Origin of the sequence: Segatella copri (assembly GCF_019249655.2) — a bacterium.
Lineage (GTDB): Bacteria > Bacteroidota > Bacteroidia > Bacteroidales > Bacteroidaceae > Prevotella.
Window position 1 is genome coordinate 3,964,653 of the sequence record NZ_CP137557.1, and the last position, 15,459, is coordinate 3,980,111.

At 46.4% G+C, this 15,459-nt stretch carries 13 protein-coding genes and 5 tRNA genes; 13 read left to right on the forward strand and 5 right to left on the reverse strand.

The annotated features are described in order from the left end of the window. Window positions 1-154: 154 nt before the first annotated feature. Window positions 155-2,290 (reverse strand): HD family phosphohydrolase, encoded by a 2,136-nt coding sequence (locus tag KUA49_RS16015; RefSeq protein WP_217763079.1) that lies wholly within the window; start codon window positions 2,288-2,290, stop codon window positions 155-157. A 212-nt stretch (window positions 2,291-2,502) separates the two neighbouring features. On the opposite strand from KUA49_RS16015, the gene gltX reads away from it, so the two are divergent. Then, a complete protein-coding gene (gltX, locus tag KUA49_RS16020; protein WP_218411747.1) occupies window positions 2,503-4,020 on the forward strand; it encodes a glutamate--tRNA ligase in 1,518 nt (505 codons plus the stop codon). Window positions 4,021-4,128: 108 nt separating this feature from the next. Next, window positions 4,129-5,418 (forward strand): 3-deoxy-D-manno-octulosonic acid transferase, encoded by a 1,290-nt coding sequence (locus tag KUA49_RS16025; RefSeq protein WP_218411795.1) that lies wholly within the window; start codon window positions 4,129-4,131, stop codon window positions 5,416-5,418. A 143-nt stretch (window positions 5,419-5,561) separates the two neighbouring features. On the opposite strand, the gene KUA49_RS16030 is transcribed toward KUA49_RS16025, so the two are convergent. The 4 genes from KUA49_RS16030 to KUA49_RS16045 all read right to left on the reverse strand — a co-directional run bounded on the left by KUA49_RS16030 (window position 5,562) and on the right by KUA49_RS16045 (window position 9,650). Then, window positions 5,562-6,086 (reverse strand): nitroreductase family protein, encoded by a 525-nt coding sequence (locus KUA49_RS16030; protein ID WP_118311611.1) that lies wholly within the window; start codon window positions 6,084-6,086, stop codon window positions 5,562-5,564. Between the two features lie 53 nt (window positions 6,087-6,139). Continuing rightward, window positions 6,140-7,342: a MalY/PatB family protein gene (locus KUA49_RS16035; protein ID WP_218411748.1), complete on the reverse strand. Its 1,203-nt coding sequence runs from the start codon at window positions 7,340-7,342 to the stop codon at window positions 6,140-6,142. Between the two features lie 240 nt (window positions 7,343-7,582). Then, a complete protein-coding gene (locus KUA49_RS16040) occupies window positions 7,583-8,437 on the reverse strand; it encodes a DUF3737 family protein (RefSeq protein WP_218411749.1) in 855 nt (284 codons plus the stop codon). A 220-nt stretch (window positions 8,438-8,657) separates the two neighbouring features. Further along, window positions 8,658-9,650 carry a malate dehydrogenase gene (locus KUA49_RS16045; protein WP_203041066.1) on the reverse strand — a complete coding sequence of 331 codons (993 nt, stop codon included), beginning with the start codon at window positions 9,648-9,650 and terminating at the stop codon, window positions 8,658-8,660. Window positions 9,651-9,954: 304 nt separating this feature from the next. On the opposite strand from KUA49_RS16045, the gene KUA49_RS16050 reads away from it, so the two are divergent. The 11 genes from KUA49_RS16050 to secE all read left to right on the forward strand — a co-directional run bounded on the left by KUA49_RS16050 (window position 9,955) and on the right by secE (window position 15,455). After that, on the forward strand, window positions 9,955-11,742 hold the full coding sequence (locus KUA49_RS16050) for an aminopeptidase P family protein (RefSeq protein WP_218411750.1): 1,788 nt from the start codon (window positions 9,955-9,957) through the stop codon (window positions 11,740-11,742). 139 nt (window positions 11,743-11,881) lie between these two features. Next, window positions 11,882-12,073 carry a 30S ribosomal protein S21 gene (rpsU, locus tag KUA49_RS16055; protein ID WP_006848852.1) on the forward strand — a complete coding sequence of 64 codons (192 nt, stop codon included), beginning with the start codon at window positions 11,882-11,884 and terminating at the stop codon, window positions 12,071-12,073. 104 nt (window positions 12,074-12,177) lie between these two features. After that, a complete protein-coding gene (locus KUA49_RS16060) occupies window positions 12,178-13,062 on the forward strand; it encodes a tyrosine-type recombinase/integrase (protein ID WP_218411751.1) in 885 nt (294 codons plus the stop codon). Window positions 13,063-13,085: 23 nt separating this feature from the next. Beyond that, complete coding sequence (hpf, locus tag KUA49_RS16065; protein ID WP_203041069.1) at window positions 13,086-13,385, forward strand: ribosome hibernation-promoting factor, HPF/YfiA family; 300 nt, start codon at window positions 13,086-13,088, stop codon at window positions 13,383-13,385. A 100-nt stretch (window positions 13,386-13,485) separates the two neighbouring features. Beyond that, window positions 13,486-13,559 (forward strand) — tRNA-Thr (locus KUA49_RS16070). A gap of 17 nt (window positions 13,560-13,576) precedes the next feature. Continuing rightward, window positions 13,577-13,658: transfer RNA gene (locus tag KUA49_RS16075), tRNA-Tyr, on the forward strand. Window positions 13,659-13,670: 12 nt separating this feature from the next. After that, window positions 13,671-13,743, forward strand: a tRNA-Gly gene (locus KUA49_RS16080). A 13-nt stretch (window positions 13,744-13,756) separates the two neighbouring features. Continuing rightward, a tRNA-Thr gene (locus KUA49_RS16085) sits at window positions 13,757-13,828 on the forward strand. Window positions 13,829-13,918: 90 nt separating this feature from the next. Then, window positions 13,919-15,115: an elongation factor Tu gene (gene tuf, locus KUA49_RS16090; RefSeq protein WP_118311606.1), complete on the forward strand. Its 1,197-nt coding sequence runs from the start codon at window positions 13,919-13,921 to the stop codon at window positions 15,113-15,115. 62 nt (window positions 15,116-15,177) lie between these two features. Then, window positions 15,178-15,250: transfer RNA gene (locus tag KUA49_RS16095), tRNA-Trp, on the forward strand. Window positions 15,251-15,266: 16 nt separating this feature from the next. After that, on the forward strand, window positions 15,267-15,455 hold the full coding sequence (gene secE, locus KUA49_RS16100; RefSeq protein WP_089543940.1) for a preprotein translocase subunit SecE: 189 nt from the start codon (window positions 15,267-15,269) through the stop codon (window positions 15,453-15,455). Window positions 15,456-15,459 lie beyond the last annotated feature (4 nt).

A 15,459-nucleotide genomic window follows, 5' to 3' on the forward strand; every position in this document is an offset into this window, starting at 1 on the left:
GTCCGCAAAGGTAATTATAATGTTCTATTTCTCTATTAAAACGGGAGTTTATTTAAAATATATTAACGCAAAAACTCCTTTTTCTTGCACAATCTATTAAAACTGTGCAGGAAAAAGGAGTTTTTGAGATGTAAAATAGGGCAAGGCTAAGTGCTTAGCTTTCCGCCTTTTCTATCATTTTTTCCTCGTTTTGAGCTTCCTCCTGTTCAGGAGTGTCACTCTTTGCATTTTTCTCAGCCTTCGTATTCATGTGAGGGTAAGAGATGCGGGTATGATAGATGGCCTTGAGTCGCTCAGTCAATACAAGCTTGGCGAGGGCGATGTCGCGGAAGGTGATAGGACATTCCTTGAAGAAGCCCTCTGCCACCTGTCCGTCGATGAGTTTGTTTACCAGGTTGCTGATGCTCTCTTCTGTGTATTCATTGAGCGAGCGGGAAGCTGCTTCCACGGTATCAGCCATCATCAGAATGGCCTGTTCGCGGGTGAATGGGTTCTGTCCCGGATACTGGAATAGTGATTTGTCCACCACCTCAGTAGGGTGCTCATTGCAATAATTTACATAGAAATACTTGGTCAGACCTGTGCCGTGATGGGTGGTGATGAAATCCTTGATGATGCCCGGAAGTCCCACCTTTTCTGCCATCTTCAGACCCTCGGTTACGTGGCTGATGATGATCTGGGCACTCTCCAGGTCGCTCAACTGGTCGTGGGGATTCACGCCCGCCTGGTTCTCCGTGAAGAACACTGGGTTGGTCATCTTTCCGATGTCGTGATAGAGTGCGCCCGTACGTACCAGCAGACTGTTGGCACCGATGCGGTTGGCAATCTCTGCTGCCAGATTACCCACCGTGATGGAATGCTGGAAGGTGCCCGGTGCAATCTCGCTCAGGTTGCGGAGCAATCCCTTGTTGGTGTTAGACAGCTCGAAGAGGGTGACATTAGAGGTGAATCCGAATGTCTTCTCGATGATATACATGAGCGGATAGGACAGCAGCAGGAAGATGCCATTCACGGTGAAATAGGTGTACATGCTGCGGTCGATGTTGAACACCTGGTTGTCCTGCATCAGCTGGAGTGCGAGATAGACTATGCCGCTGCTCAGGGTGACCAGCAGGGCTGTGATGAATATCTGCGAACGCTTGGAAAGTTCACGCAGGCTGTAGATGGCAACCAGACCTGATGCCAGCTGTACGATGATAAACTCGTACTGGTATTTCACCGCAGCCGCACAGATGAGGATCATCGTGACATGGGTGATGAATGCCGTTCGGGAATCCATGAACACGCGCACAAAGATAGGGGCCATGGCGAATGGGATGATGTAGACGCTGAAGAAATTGTGCTTCATGATGAGTGACACGAAGATAGGGAACAGCGTAATCATCGCATAGAGCATGGTGATGCTGCGAGGCTTGTCGAAGTAATCCTTGCGGAACAGCGTGAGATAGCTGGTGAACATGATGACGAGGAGGAAGATAAAAAGTACCTGGCCGATGATGGTGGTGGTAAGTTCATCCTCGGTGGAACTGCGGCGCTTCGTCTCTTTTTCAAAAGATGTGAGCACCCGATAGTTGGAAGGGGTGATGACTTCACCACGGTCGATGATTTTCTGACCGCTCATCACCATACCGCTTGCCAGCGGAATGCTGCTCAGCAAATCGGTCTTCTCCGTCTCCGAGCGTTCCTTGTCGTATATCAGGTTAGGCTCCACGTAGTCGTTCAGGTTGCAGCGTGATAGAATCTGTCGCTGTTCGGCAATCTGCTGGTTGAAGAAAATGCGTTCGTATGCAGCAATGGTAGAGTAGAACGTACCGATGGGTACGCTCTTTACGTTCTTGCCGCTGATGATGCGGATCATGCTTGTGGAATCCTTGTAGATGCGATTGTACTCGGGGGTACTTACGATTCCCGTCTGGTAAACATGATGCAGCTGCTGGGCAACAAGCCCCACAAATTCCTTCGGCAATCCCGGGATGCCCTGGCTGAAGTCGTGGAGGAATCGCTTAACCTGTTCGTCACCCACGGTGGTGTTCACCGTATAGTAAGGTTGGAACTGCTTGAGCAGCGAATCCTGTTCGTGCTTGATCGACTCGTCAGTCTTGTAGATAGGGAAGTCGAAGGTGGCAATGACAGAACCATACATCCACGGTTTGCCTACATCGTAGCGGAACTGTCTGCCCTCATTGCGTGGCAGGAACCATACAATGATGGAAACGGTGAAGAGGATGAGGACGACCTTGGTGATGAAGTTGCGCCAGAAGTTCTCCTCCGGATTGTTAAATATGCTCATATTGTATCGCTTTGTTTAGTCGTGAATACTCTTGTTGTCTAACTTCTGATATGGGGCGAAATAGCTGCTCATTTTCCTCTGTTTTGAGCAAAAAAGCCACTTTTCTACGATTAATTCCCATTCACAGTGCGAAAATACGAAAAAAAACTATTATAATCGCAAAAAAAGATGTAAATTTGCAGAAAAATTTAAAATTAGCTATAAAATAAGACATGACAGATAGAAAAGTAAGAGTGCGTTTTGCCCCAAGTCCAACGGGTGCATTGCATATCGGTGGTGTTCGTACTGCCCTTTATAATTATTTGTTTGCCCGCCAGCATGGTGGTGAACTCGTGTTCCGTATCGAGGATACTGACTCTCATCGTTTCGTTCCTGGAGCCGAGGAATACATCCTGGAATCCTTCAAGTGGCTGGGCATCCAGTTTGATGAGGGTGTGAGCTTCGGTGGTGAGCATGGTCCTTACCGCCAGAGCGAGCGTCGCGACATCTATAAGAAGTATGTGCAGCAGCTTTTGGACAATGGCAAGGCTTACATCGCTTTCGATACTCCTGAGGAGTTGGAGGCTAAGCGTGCCGAAATTCAGAACTTCCAGTATGATGCTCATACCCGTATGCAGATGCGCAACTCCCTGACTCTCTCTAAGGAGGAGGTGGATCAGCTGATAGCCGACGGCAAGCAGTACACCGTTCGCTTCAAGATTGAGCCAGGACAGGAAATCCACGTCAACGATATGATTCGTGGCGACGTGAAGGTGATGAGCGACATCTTGGACGACAAGGTTCTCTATAAGAGCGCAGACGAATTGCCAACCTATCACTTGGCCAACATCGTAGACGACCACCTGATGGAAATCTCTCACGTAATCCGTGGTGAGGAGTGGTTGCCTAGTGCTCCATTGCACGTTCTTCTTTATCAGGCATTCGGATGGGAGGACACCATGCCTCGCTTCGCCCACCTGCCTTTGCTCCTCAAGCCAGAGGGTAAGGGTAAGCTCTCTAAGCGTGATGGCGACCGCCTTGGTTTCCCTGTATTCCCATTGGAGTGGCACGACCCTAAGACGGGTGAGGTTTCTTCCGGTTATCGTGAGAGTGGCTACTTCCCAGAGGCAGTGGTCAACTTCCTGGCGCTCCTCGGCTGGAACCCAGGTACAGAGCAGGAAATCTTCTCTCTCGACGAGTTGGTGAAGGCATTCGATATCTCCCGCTGCTCTAAGGCTGGCGCCAAGTTCGACTTCAAGAAGGGTATCTGGTTCAACCACGAGTACATTCTCAAGAAGAGTGATGATGAGATTGCCAACCTCTTTGCACCAATTGTTGCCAACAATGGTGTAGAGGAGACTTTGGATAGAGTAAAGCAGGTGGTACACATGATGAAGGACCGTGTGAACTTCGTCTATGAGTTGTGGCCATTGTGCTCATTCTTCTTCATTCCTCCTACAGAGTATGATGCCAAGACCGCCAAGAAGCGCTGGAAGGAGTATTCTGCACAGCAGATGACCGAACTCGCTGAGGTACTCGAGGGCATTGAGGATTTCTCTATCGAGGGTCAGGAGCCTATCGTATTGAAGTGGGTAGAGGACAAGGGCTATAAGCTCGGTGACGTGATGAACGCCTTCCGCTTGACTCTCGTTGGTGAGGGTAAGGGTCCTGGCATGTTCGACATCTCTGCCTTCCTTGGTAAGGAGGAGACATTGCGTCGTCTTCGCAAGGCAATCGAAGTTCTGGGATAATTTTCGAATATAAATATCTCTCTGGGGAAATGGCTGGCAGATGATGCGGCATTTTCCTCAGAGAGTTCACGTATTTATAGATAGTAACCAATATAAAGAAATATCATGATCTATAATATCGTAATCTATTTCGTCCTTTGGGGCATAGCCGTCGCCAGCTTGTTTAATGAAAAGGTGCGCAAGATGTGGCGTGGCGAGCGTGAGGCTTTCAAGATATTAAAGCAGAAGGTGGATCCCAATGCCAAGTACATCTGGTTTCATGCGGCTTCGCTCGGCGAGTTTGAGCAGGGACGACCATTGATGGAGCAAATCCGCAAGGATTATCCTCAGTATAAGATTTTGCTCACCTTCTATTCTCCTTCGGGTTATGAGGTGCGCAAGAACTATGAGGGGGCTGATATCATCTGCTACATGCCTGTGGATACCCGCCTGAATGCCATCCGCTTCCTTCGTCTGGTACATCCGGTGATGGCTTTCTTCATCAAGTATGAATTCTGGTCTAACTTCCTTCATATCCTGAAGCATCGCAATATTCCTACCTATAGTGTGAGCAGCATCTTCCGTGAGGATCAGGTGTTCTTCAAGTGGTATGGCAGAAGCTATGCGAATGTTCTGAAATGCTTTACCCGTTTCTTCGTGCAGAACGAGGAGAGCAAGCGATTGCTCGAAAGCATCGGTATCAAGGATGTGGATGTAGTAGGAGATACCCGTTTCGACCGTGTGCTGCAGATTAAGCAGGCGGCTAAGCATCTGCCTATCTGCGAGGCGTTCAGAAGTGGGGTGGCGACGCCGGAAGGAAATGCTTCGGCTTCTTCTGATTCTTCTTCGGAGAATGCAGTTCATCCTGACTATAAGGTATTCGTTGCTGGTAGTTCCTGGCCTCCTGATGAGGAAATCTTTATCCGCTTCTTCAATGAGCATAAGGACTGGCGACTGCTGATTGCACCTCATGTGATTGCTGAGGAGCATCTGAAACTGATTCTCTCCTTGCTGAAGGATAAGAAGGTGGTGCGCTATACTCAGACTACTCCGGAGGAGGCTGCCAAGGCTGATGTGTTGATTATTGATTGCTTCGGATTGTTGAGCAGCATGTATAATTATGGTGATGTGGCTTATATCGGTGGTGGCTTCGGTGTGGGTATTCATAATACCCTGGAGGCTGCTGTATGGAATATGCCGGTAATCTTTGGTCCGAACAACAAGAAATTCCAGGAAGCTCAGGGCTTGCTGAAGTCGGGTGGCGGTTTTGAAATCAATACCTATGAGGACTTCGATGGGCTGATGAGTTCCATGATGAACGATGAGGCTTTCCTGAAGCAGGCTGGCGATAAGGCTGGAGCTTTCGTAGCGAGTCTTTCGGGTGCCACCGGTAAGGTTCTGGCAAAGATTGAATTATAATATAAAAAAGGATTACATTATATAATATATAGTATCTTATATATAAAAATAAAAGGTCTCATGGTTTTCAAAATCCATGAGACCTTTTTTGATGTTTGGCATAGAATTCCATTTGTTTCATTCCATGCTTGTATTATACTTTTCTATTTGATGATGCGGTAGTAATCCTCCTTGCGAGGCTTCACGGTGTGAGGATGAGCTGAAGCATAACCCAATGCCAGGGCACCTACACCCATCAGACCTTCCGGGAGATTCCAATCCTTCATCAGCTTCTTGCCTTCTTCTGAAGCGAACATGCCGTCTTCACGGTTGATCCAGCAGGAAGAAAGACCGATAGAGTGGGCGGCAAGCATCATGTTGCCCAAGATGAGGCTGCCATCCTTTACTCCGTTCACATTGCTTTCAGGAGCCAGGACGATGACGATGGTTGGTGCTCCGTAGTAAGGATCGCTCTCTACGCCCATGATGTCTGCGTTCATCTTGCGAAGCTGTGCGCAAACCTCAGGGTTCTGAACGGCAATGATGAAAGGCTCCTGGGTACCATGACCTGTTGCTGCCCATGTGCCAGCTTCCAATACAGTCTTCAATTCTTCGTCGGTAATCTGGTCAGCCTTGAAGCGACGAATGCTTCTTCTCTCCTTGATGGCTTTTAAAACTTCATTTTCCATGTTATCTTGTTTTAAACATTGTATTTAGAAATCTTTTCTCTTTCTTTTCTCTTTTATGCAGGGCATCCGCTCAAATCCTCTTCATCCATATACTGGCTGAGAACTCGTGCGATGCGAATCAACCCCTGCATCAGGGTCTTGCGAGGACAGGCGATGTTGAGGCGCAGGTAGCCCTGACCAGCCTTTCTGCCATACATCGTACCGCTGTTGACGAACACCTTGCCGTCATTCATCAGCTTTTCGTAAGCCTCGTCGCTTGATAACTCGAATGGCAGGATGTCGAGCCAAACCAGATAAGTGCCCTCAAGACGGGTAACGCGAACCTGCGGCAACTCAGAATTGAAGAATTCCTTTACAGCCTGATAGTTCTCGTAGAGATATTGGTTCAGTTCGTCGAGCCATTCCTCACCCTCGTTGTAGGCAGCCTGGAGAGCGATGACACCGAATGGATTAACATCACATACTTCGTTGATGTTGATGGCACGGTTGATGCGGCGGCGCAATGCTGCATCCGGACAGATGATGTTGGCAATCTGGAGTCCGGCAATATTGAATGGCTTTGAAGGTGAGTTCAGTACCACACAGTTGTCACGGCAAGCTCCGCTGATGCTTGCAAATGGAGTATACTGGTAGCCTGGCATGATGAGTTCGCAATGGATTTCATCTGCGATGACCTTTACCCCGTGCTTGAGACAGATGTCGTTCATTCGCTCCAGTTCCTCTTTCTTCCATACTCTTCCAGCTGGGTTGTGAGGGTTGCAGAGAATAAAGGCGGTTGTCTTCTCGTCGGCACACTTGCGCTCGAAATCCTCGAAATCGATTTCGTAGGTGCAGTTGCCCACACGCTTCAATTCATTTTCCACTACTTCGCAGCCACTGTTGGTAATGCATGAGAAGAAACAGTTGTACACTGGAGTCTGCACTAAAACCTTCTCGCCTGGCATGCAGATTGCCTTCAGGCAGCAGGAGATGGCTGGCACTACGCCCGAAGTATAGAGAATCCAGTCTTTCTCGATGTTCCACTGGTGGCGGCGTGCGAACCAGCTGATGATAGCCTCGTAATAAGAATCCGGTACGAGGGTGTAGCCGAAGATGCCGTGAGCCACGCGCTTCTGCAGAGCTTCGATGATGCAGGGAGCAGTCTGGAAATCCATATCGGCTACCCACATCGGAATAACGCCGTCTTCCTTTACCAGATCCCATTTGTAGGAATTGGTGCCGCGGCGTTCGATGATTTCATCAAAATTGTATTTCATATTTGTTTTCTATCTATATTATTTCTTCATTGCCCGTAGGATAAATCTCTTTTTCCTTAATCTAAATCTCCGTTCATAAGCTTTGAACGTATGTTCAAAGCCTTTGAACTTACATTCAAAGCTTTTGAATGTAAGTTCAGAGCTTATGAACGGAGATTTCTCCTAATACTAAGAACATTTTTCCTTAATGGCAATGCTTATTTTATTTAAGAGAATACAGAATCGCAATGAATGCTTCTGCTATTTCGAATGGTCGATGATTTCACATGCTCCCTTTGGGGCCTTGGCAAACTCGGTGTAGGTTACGCTTCCCACTTCGTCTGCCTCGATTCTTCCGGAAATTGGGTTCTTGATATTGGTAATGCTTCCCTTGATGTGCGCATCGATATTGGTACAATCTTCAAAGGCACGGTCGCATTCCTTGTCAAAGGTGCAATCCTCCAATGTCACATGATCCATATAGCAGAGAGGCTGCTCGCCGCTGATGTGGCAACGCACCAGCTTGATGTTCTTGCTGTGCCAGGCGAGATATTCGCCATTCAGTTCTGAATCATAAACCGTCACATTCTCGCATTCCCAGAAACTATCCTTGGTAGTAATCTTGGCATGGTGAATCTCCACGTTGCTGCAGTATTGGAATACATACTTGGAATCGCTTTCCAGTCCATCTACATAGATATTCTTGGAGAACATGAATGGATAGGTGCCGTCGTGGAGCTTTACGTTCTTCAGTTTCAGTCCGTCAACTTTCCAGAAAGTCTCGTCAGCATCGGTGAGGTTCACATTCTCCAGTTCCAGGTTCTTCATCTCGCGGAAGAATTTTGGACCATCGATGGTGCAGTCCTTCATTACCATATTATCACTATACCAGATGGCAGAACGGCTTTCTGGAGCGAAGTAGCAGTCTGTGATAAGGGAACCATCCACATGCCACCAAGGGTATTTGCCATAAAACTTGGAGTTATGGCATTCTATGCTCTTGCAGCACTTGATGCCCGACTCGCCATCTGTAATCGTAATATCTTCCAGGCGTACGTCATGCGCACCAAAAAGAGGGCGTTCACCGCCGAATGATTTGTTCTTTATCAGTTCCATATTTTCTTTTATCCTTTCTTGATTATTATTTCTGTTTGCAAAAATACAAAAATAATGCCAAAGTCGTATAACCTAAGATACTGAAAAATGTAACTATTTGGCGTATTTGCCGAGAATAGGGCATTTGGGATGGATGAGAAATCAAAAAAAGGCTGAATCATGAAGCATTTTCACGATTCAGCCCTTATCGAGTTAACTTCTAAAAATCCGAAGTGGAGAATTACAAGTTAGGGTTCATCTCTTTCCACTCAGCTACTGGAGGAACGATGCCAAGCTCTACGATCTCATCGCGCATCTTGCAAAGGTGCTCGTAAGACTTAGCGAGGCTAGCGAGCTCTTCTTCTGTACCTGTAGGCTCTGTGAAGTGAACACCAGTCTTGTCGATAGTAGTAGGCATAGCCATCATTACGTTCTTGAAGCCGCACTTGTCGCACTTAACGTAGCAACCTGCTGGCAATGTGAACTTCTCGCCACCCATAGCAGCCTCGATCATCTTAACAGCGTTGTAAGCTGGGCTCTGGAATGAAGAACGGCCACGGAGCTTGATGATGTTAGAACCACCCTGTACTGTGTGGTGCTTGATCTCCTCCCAACGCTCGTCAGAAAGACCCATCTCAGACAATGGCTTGCCGTCAACCTTAACCTGAGAAGCGAATACTGCCATCTGCTCGCCGTGACCACCGTAAGTGTGAGCACCAGTAACCTTATCCTGCTGTACACCGAATTCGAGAGCCAAAGCCTGCTGCAAACGGGTAGAGTCGAGAGCTGCGAGTGAAGTCAACTGATTTGGCTTCAAACCAGAGTGGATGAGGGCTGTCAAAGCTGTAACGTCTGCTGGGTTGAAGATAACAACTACGTGCTCAACCTCTGGGCAGTACTTCTTGATGTTGTCACCGAACTCAGCGGCGATCTTGCAGTTACCCTTGAGGAGGTCCTCACGAGTCATACCCTCCTTACGAGGAGCACCACCTGAAGAAATAATATATTTAGCACCAGTGAAAGCCTCCTCAGGATTTACTGTATAAGTAACGTTTACGCCTGGGAATGCGCACTGCTGAATCTCATCGAATACACCATGTACACCTGGCTCGAAGATATCATAAAGACAGATGTTTGGAGTAAGACCGAGCATCAAAGCGCTCTGTACCATGTTAGAACCGATCATACCGCCTGCACCGACGATAACGAGTTTGTCATTTGTTAAAAATTCCATAACTACAATATTTTATTTAAGATGTTTATAAATTTCTTGTCTATTGGGCTGCAAGCTCTTGCAGCTTTTGTTTTGTGGAAAGTCATCGGATAAAAAGACCGTAAATCTCGCTCTTTTGGCTTTCCGACCGCAAAATTACTAAAAAGTAATGTAAAACGTGCATTTATTTCCGCTTAAATTTGTGATTAATTCTTAAAATTCGTATCTTTGTAATCTCTAACTAGCAAAATGCCATATTTATTTCTCTTTCCAGGGGAATTTATGGCTGTAAAAATGAAATGTATAATTATAATAATGTGTATTCATGAACAATATTAATCAAAGATTGGCAAGCTTGAGGGAAGTGATGAAGCGCGAACATCTTGCTGCGTTCATCTTCCCTAGTACGGATGCTCACCAGAGTGAGTATGTGGCAGACCATTGGTTGGGTAGGGCTTGGATTTCAGGCTTCAACGGTTCGGCAGGAACTGCCGTGGTTACCATGACTTCTGCTGCGCTGTGGACCGACTCCCGCTATTTCCTTGCGGCAGAAGAACAGTTGCATGGAACTGAGTTCCAGTTGATGAAGCTGAGAATTCCGGGAACTCCTTCTATTGCTGAGTGGCTGGGAAAGGAGTTGGCTGATGTTGCTTCTCCTGAAGTGGGATTGGATGGATGGGTGAATTCCTATGCTGCAACCTCTAGCTTGATTTCAGATTTGCGCAAGGCAGGAGGTGTCACGATGCGTACTAACCTGGATCCTTTGGCGGAAATATGGAAAGACCGTCCTTCTATTCCTGAGAATCCGGTAGAAATCCAGCCTTTGGAATATGCAGGCGAAGATGCAACTTCTAAAATCCAGCGCATCAGAAAGGCTTTGAGAACTTATCATGCTGACGGCATGCTGGTTTCCGCCTTGGATGATATCGCATGGACCTTGAACCTGCGTGGCACGGATGTGCATTGTAATCCTGTGTTTGTTAGCTATCTCCTGATAGCGTCCGATAAGGTGTCTCTTTTTGTGGATGAGGCTAAGGTGAGCGCCGAGGTGCGTGCTTATCTTGTGGCTCATGGCGTATCCCTATATAATTATAATAAGGTGGAAGATGGGTTGAAGGAGTATTCGGAGTATAATATTCTTCTGGATGCCAATGAAACCAACTATTATCTCTGGAAGACGGTAAGATGCCAGGAAATAGTGGCTAAGACTTCTCCTATCCCGGCAATGAAGGCTGTGAAGTGCGAGGCTGAAATTGCGGGCTATCGCAGAGCGATGCTTCGTGATGGCGTAGCCATGGTTAAATTCCTGAAATGGCTGGTTCCGGCTGTTGAGGCTGGAGGACAGACGGAGATGTCTATCGACAGGAAGTTGACCTCCTTGCGTGCAGAGCAGGATCTGTTCCGTGATATTTCCTTTGATACGATTGCAGGCTACCAGGCCCATGGTGCCATTGTTCATTATGAAGCTTCAGCCGAAACGGATGCACCGCTGAAGCCGGAAGGACTTTTGCTCTTGGATTCGGGTGCTCAATATCAGGATGGAACCACGGATATTACCCGCACCATAGCCCTGGGACCGGTGACAGAGGAAATGAAGCATATCTATACTCTGGTTCTCAAGGGACACATTCAGCTGGAATTGGCAAAGTTCCCTGATGGCGCTTCCGGAACCCAGCTCGATGCACTGGCAAGAGAGTGTATGTGGAGAGAAGGACTCAACTTCCTGCATGGCACGGGACATGGAGTAGGTTCTTATCTGAATGTGCATGAGGGACCTCATCAGGTTAGAATGGAATATATGCCAGCTCCGCTTCGTGCCGGTATGACTGTGACGGATGAACCGGGTCTTTATCTGGCAGGCAAGTTTGGTGTGAGAATAGAGAACACCCTGTTGATTAAGGACTATATGGAGACGGAGTTCGGTAAATTCCTGCAGATGGAATCTCTTACGCTCTGTCCGATAGATACGGCCCCTATTGACGTGGATATGCTGCTTCCTGAAGAATTGAACTGGCTGAACAGCTATCATGCTGAAGTTTATGCAAAATTGGCTCCTTATCTTGATGAAGAAGAGCAAATTTGGCTGAAAAATGCGACAAAACTCATAAAATGAAGGGGTTAAAGCAAAAAAAACGTCTAATTTCTTGGTTATCTGAAAAATAAGATGTAATTTTGCACCCGCAAATTGTGGCAGTATGCCCTTTTCGCTAGAAATAACATAAGTTTAACATAATAAATTAAAAAGCAAAAAAATGATTATTGTACCAGTTAAGGACGGTGAGAACATCGAGAGAGCTCTCAAGAAGTTTAAGAGAAAGTTTGAAAAGACAGGTGTTGTTAAGGAGTTGCGTGCTCGTCAGCAGTACGACAAGCCATCTGTTTTGAAGCGTCTCAAGATGGAACACGCCATCTACGTACAGCAGTTGCGCGCTAACGAGGAGTAATTTTCCTCTTTTTTGAGGAATAATATTAAAAAAACCTCAAAAAATTTGGTAGTTTCAAATAATTTTCGTACTTTCGTTGCCGAAAAGAAATAAGTGCAACTAGTATGTTGAATGTAGACAAGTTTTTGGATTACTTGAGTAGCGAACTGAATAGGTCGCAACAGACGGTGGAAAGCTATCGGGATGATTTAAAACACTTCGAGAAGTTTGCCAAAGACTTGTCTGATTCGTTCTCCTGGGAGACCGTTGATTCCGACATGGTTCGGGATTGGATGGAAAGCATGATGGATAAGGGAAATTCAGCAGCCACGGTCAGTAGACGACTCAGTGCTCTGAAAACTTTCTATCGGTTTGCTCTGGCAAGACGCTATGTTGAGTCAGACCCAGTGTATAGCATCAAGGGACCTAAGAAGGAAAAGCCACTTCCGCAGTTCGTTAAGGAAAGCGAGATGGATGAACTCCTCGACAGGCAGGCATGGGGCGATGATTATAATAATGTACGTGCGCGTACTATTATAATATTGTTTTATGAAACCGGGATGCGATTATCAGAACTGGTTAATCTGGATGATAAAGATGTGAACTTCGTTACGTCGGAAATCAAGATTACCGGTAAGGGAAACAAACAACGTATAGTGCCATTCGGCGACGAGCTTAAAAATACTCTTCTTGAGTTTAGACGGCTACGTGATGCAAGCGTGGAAGTGAAGACTCCTGCACTCGTAGTTTCTGATAAGGGAACTCGCATGAGTCCGTCGAAGGTTCAAGATATCGTGAGGAGTAACCTTTCAAGGGTCTGCTCGTTGAAGAAGAAAAGCCCGCATGTGCTGAGGCATTCATTTGCTACGGCAATGCTGAATCACCATGTAGGTATTGAAAATCTGAAAAAGCTGCTTGGGCATGCGAGCATCTCTACAACCGAGATCTACACGCATACAACGTTCGAGCAATTAAAACGAGTGTATAATGAAGCCCATCCAAGGGCGTAACCTTTTAAAAATTGGAGGTCACTATGGAAATTAAGATTCAGTCGATTCATTTCGACGCTACCGAGAAGTTACAGGCGTTTATCGAGAAGAAAGTCGCCAAGTTAGAAAAAACTTATGAAGATATACAGAAAGTAGAGGTGCAACTGAAGGTCGTTAAGCCAGCTACTGCTCTTAATAAGGAAGTTCACTTGGAAGTTACGGTCCCAGGAACGACATTGTTCGTTGAGAAGACATGTGATACTTTTGAGGAGGGAATTGACCAGGCAGTGGACTCAATGAAGGTTCAATTGACCAAATTTAAAGAAAAATCAAGAAATAGATAAAAAAATCGCCGAAAAATTTGGTGGATTCAAAAAAATGTAGTATCTTTGCAGCCGTTTTCCGATAGGTCGAAAACTTAGCCGTAATGCGGCTGTGAAGATTGCCTCTTTAGCTCAGTTGGCCAGAGCACGTGATTTGTAATCTCGGGGTCGTTGGTTCGAATCCGACAAGAGGCTCAAAGGAAAAGAAAGTAGGGTGGTTACCAGAGTGGCCAAATGGGGCAGACTGTAAATCTGCTGGCTATGCCTTCGGTGGTTCGAATCCATCACCACCCACTTCCTTGATAAGCGGAAATAGCTCAGTTGATAGAGCACTAGCCTTCCAAGCTGGGGGTCGCGGGTTTGAGCCCCGTTTTCCGCTCAATGTTTTAAATGCTGTAATAGCTCAGTGGTAGAGCACTTCCTTGGTAAGGAAGAGGTCCTGAGTTCAACTCTCAGTTACAGCTCTACTCAAATCCGAAAGGATGGGTAGAAAAGATTAAAAACAATATATTAATTAATTGATTATTCATTTATATAAATAAAAAGAAAAAGCTATGGCTAAAGAAGAATTCGTGCGTACCAAACCGCATGTAAACATTGGTACAATTGGTCATGTTGACCATGGTAAGACTACTCTTACTGCAGCTATCTCTAAGGTATTGAATGAGAAGCTCGGTACATCTGAGGCAGTTAAGTCATTCGATCAGATTGATAATGCTCCTGAGGAGAAAGAGCGTGGTATCACTATCAACTCTGCTCACATCGAGTATGAGACAGCAAAGCGTCACTATGCACACGTTGACTGTCCTGGACACGCTGACTATGTAAAGAACATGGTTACTGGTGCTGCTCAGATGGATGGTGCTATCTTGGTTTGTGCTGCTACTGATGGTCCTATGCCACAGACACGTGAGCACGTACTTCTTGCACGTCAGGTAAACGTTCCTCGCTTGGTTGTTTTCTTGAACAAGTGCGATATGGTTGACGATGAGGAGATGCTTGAGCTCGTTGAGATGGAGCTTCATGAGATCCTCGAGCAGTACGGTTATGAGGAGGATACTCCAATCGTACGCGGTTCTGCTCTCGGTGCTTTGAACGGCGTTGAGAAGTGGGTTAAGTCTGTTGAGAATTTGATGGACGTTGTTGACGAGTGGATCCAGGAGCCTGAGCGTGAGGTTGACAAGCCATTCTTGATGCCTATCGAGGATGTATTCTCAATCACAGGTCGTGGTACTGTTGCTACTGGTCGTATCGAGACTGGTCGTTGTAAGGTAGGTGACGAGGTTCAGTTGCTCGGTCTTGGTGAGGATAAGAAGTCTGTCATCACTGGTGTTGAGATGTTCCGCAAGGTACTCGCTGAGGGTGAGGCAGGTGATAACGTAGGTTTGCTTCTCCGTGGTATTGATAAGGCAGAGGTTAAGCGTGGTATGGTAGTTGTACACCCAGGTGCTATTACTCCTCACGATCACTTCAAGGCTTCTATCTACGTATTGAAGAAGGAAGAGGGTGGTCGTCATACACCATTCGGTAACAAGTATCGTCCTCAGTTCTATCTCCGTACTATGGACTGTACAGGTGAGATCAAGCTTCCAGAGGGAGTTGAGATGGTAATGCCTGGTGATAACGTAGAGATTGAGGTAGAGTTGATCTACAAGGTTGCTTTGAACGAGGGTCTCCGTTTCGCTATCCGTGAGGGTGGTCGTACAGTAGGTTCTGGTCAGATTACATCAATCCTTGACGATATCAAGTAATTTAGAATTTTCTAGATTTACTATATAATGACTTCCGCTTCTGCGGAGGCGGAAGTCAACTTACGGGTTTAGCTCAGTTGGTAGAGCACTGGTCTCCAAAACCAGGTGTCGAGGGTTCGAGCCCTTCAACCCGTGCTAAATAGAAGATAATATGAATAAAATAGTAAGTTATTGCAAGGCATGTTACGATGAACTTGCGCATAAGACTACTTGGCCATCACGTGCCGAACTAACTCATAGTGCAATGGTTGTATTATCTGCTTCCCTAGTCATTGCATTAGTTGTGTTCGCGATGGATTCTGTATTCAAAGCCTTTATGGGTGTAGTTTATCCAGGTTAATTTT

Excerpts from the sequence above, each read along its gene's own strand:
- KUA49_RS16015 (WP_217763079.1), bottom strand. The coding sequence starts at position 2,290 with ATGAGCATATTTAACAATCCGGAGGAGAACTTCTGGCGCAACTTCATC.
- gltX (WP_218411747.1), top strand. The coding sequence starts at position 2,503 with ATGACAGATAGAAAAGTAAGAGTGCGTTTTGCCCCAAGTCCAACGGGT.
- KUA49_RS16030 (WP_118311611.1), bottom strand. The coding sequence starts at position 6,086 with ATGGAAAATGAAGTTTTAAAAGCCATCAAGGAGAGAAGAAGCATTCGT.
- KUA49_RS16035 (WP_218411748.1), bottom strand. The coding sequence starts at position 7,342 with ATGAAATACAATTTTGATGAAATCATCGAACGCCGCGGCACCAATTCC.
- KUA49_RS16040 (WP_218411749.1), bottom strand. The coding sequence starts at position 8,437 with ATGGAACTGATAAAGAACAAATCATTCGGCGGTGAACGCCCTCTTTTT.
- KUA49_RS16045 (WP_203041066.1), bottom strand. The coding sequence starts at position 9,650 with ATGGAATTTTTAACAAATGACAAACTCGTTATCGTCGGTGCAGGCGGT.
- KUA49_RS16050 (WP_218411750.1), top strand. The coding sequence starts at position 9,955 with ATGAACAATATTAATCAAAGATTGGCAAGCTTGAGGGAAGTGATGAAG.
- rpsU (WP_006848852.1), top strand. The coding sequence starts at position 11,882 with ATGATTATTGTACCAGTTAAGGACGGTGAGAACATCGAGAGAGCTCTC.
- KUA49_RS16060 (WP_218411751.1), top strand. The coding sequence starts at position 12,178 with ATGTTGAATGTAGACAAGTTTTTGGATTACTTGAGTAGCGAACTGAAT.
- hpf (WP_203041069.1), top strand. The coding sequence starts at position 13,086 with ATGGAAATTAAGATTCAGTCGATTCATTTCGACGCTACCGAGAAGTTA.
- tuf (WP_118311606.1), top strand. The coding sequence starts at position 13,919 with ATGGCTAAAGAAGAATTCGTGCGTACCAAACCGCATGTAAACATTGGT.
- secE (WP_089543940.1), top strand. The coding sequence starts at position 15,267 with ATGAATAAAATAGTAAGTTATTGCAAGGCATGTTACGATGAACTTGCG.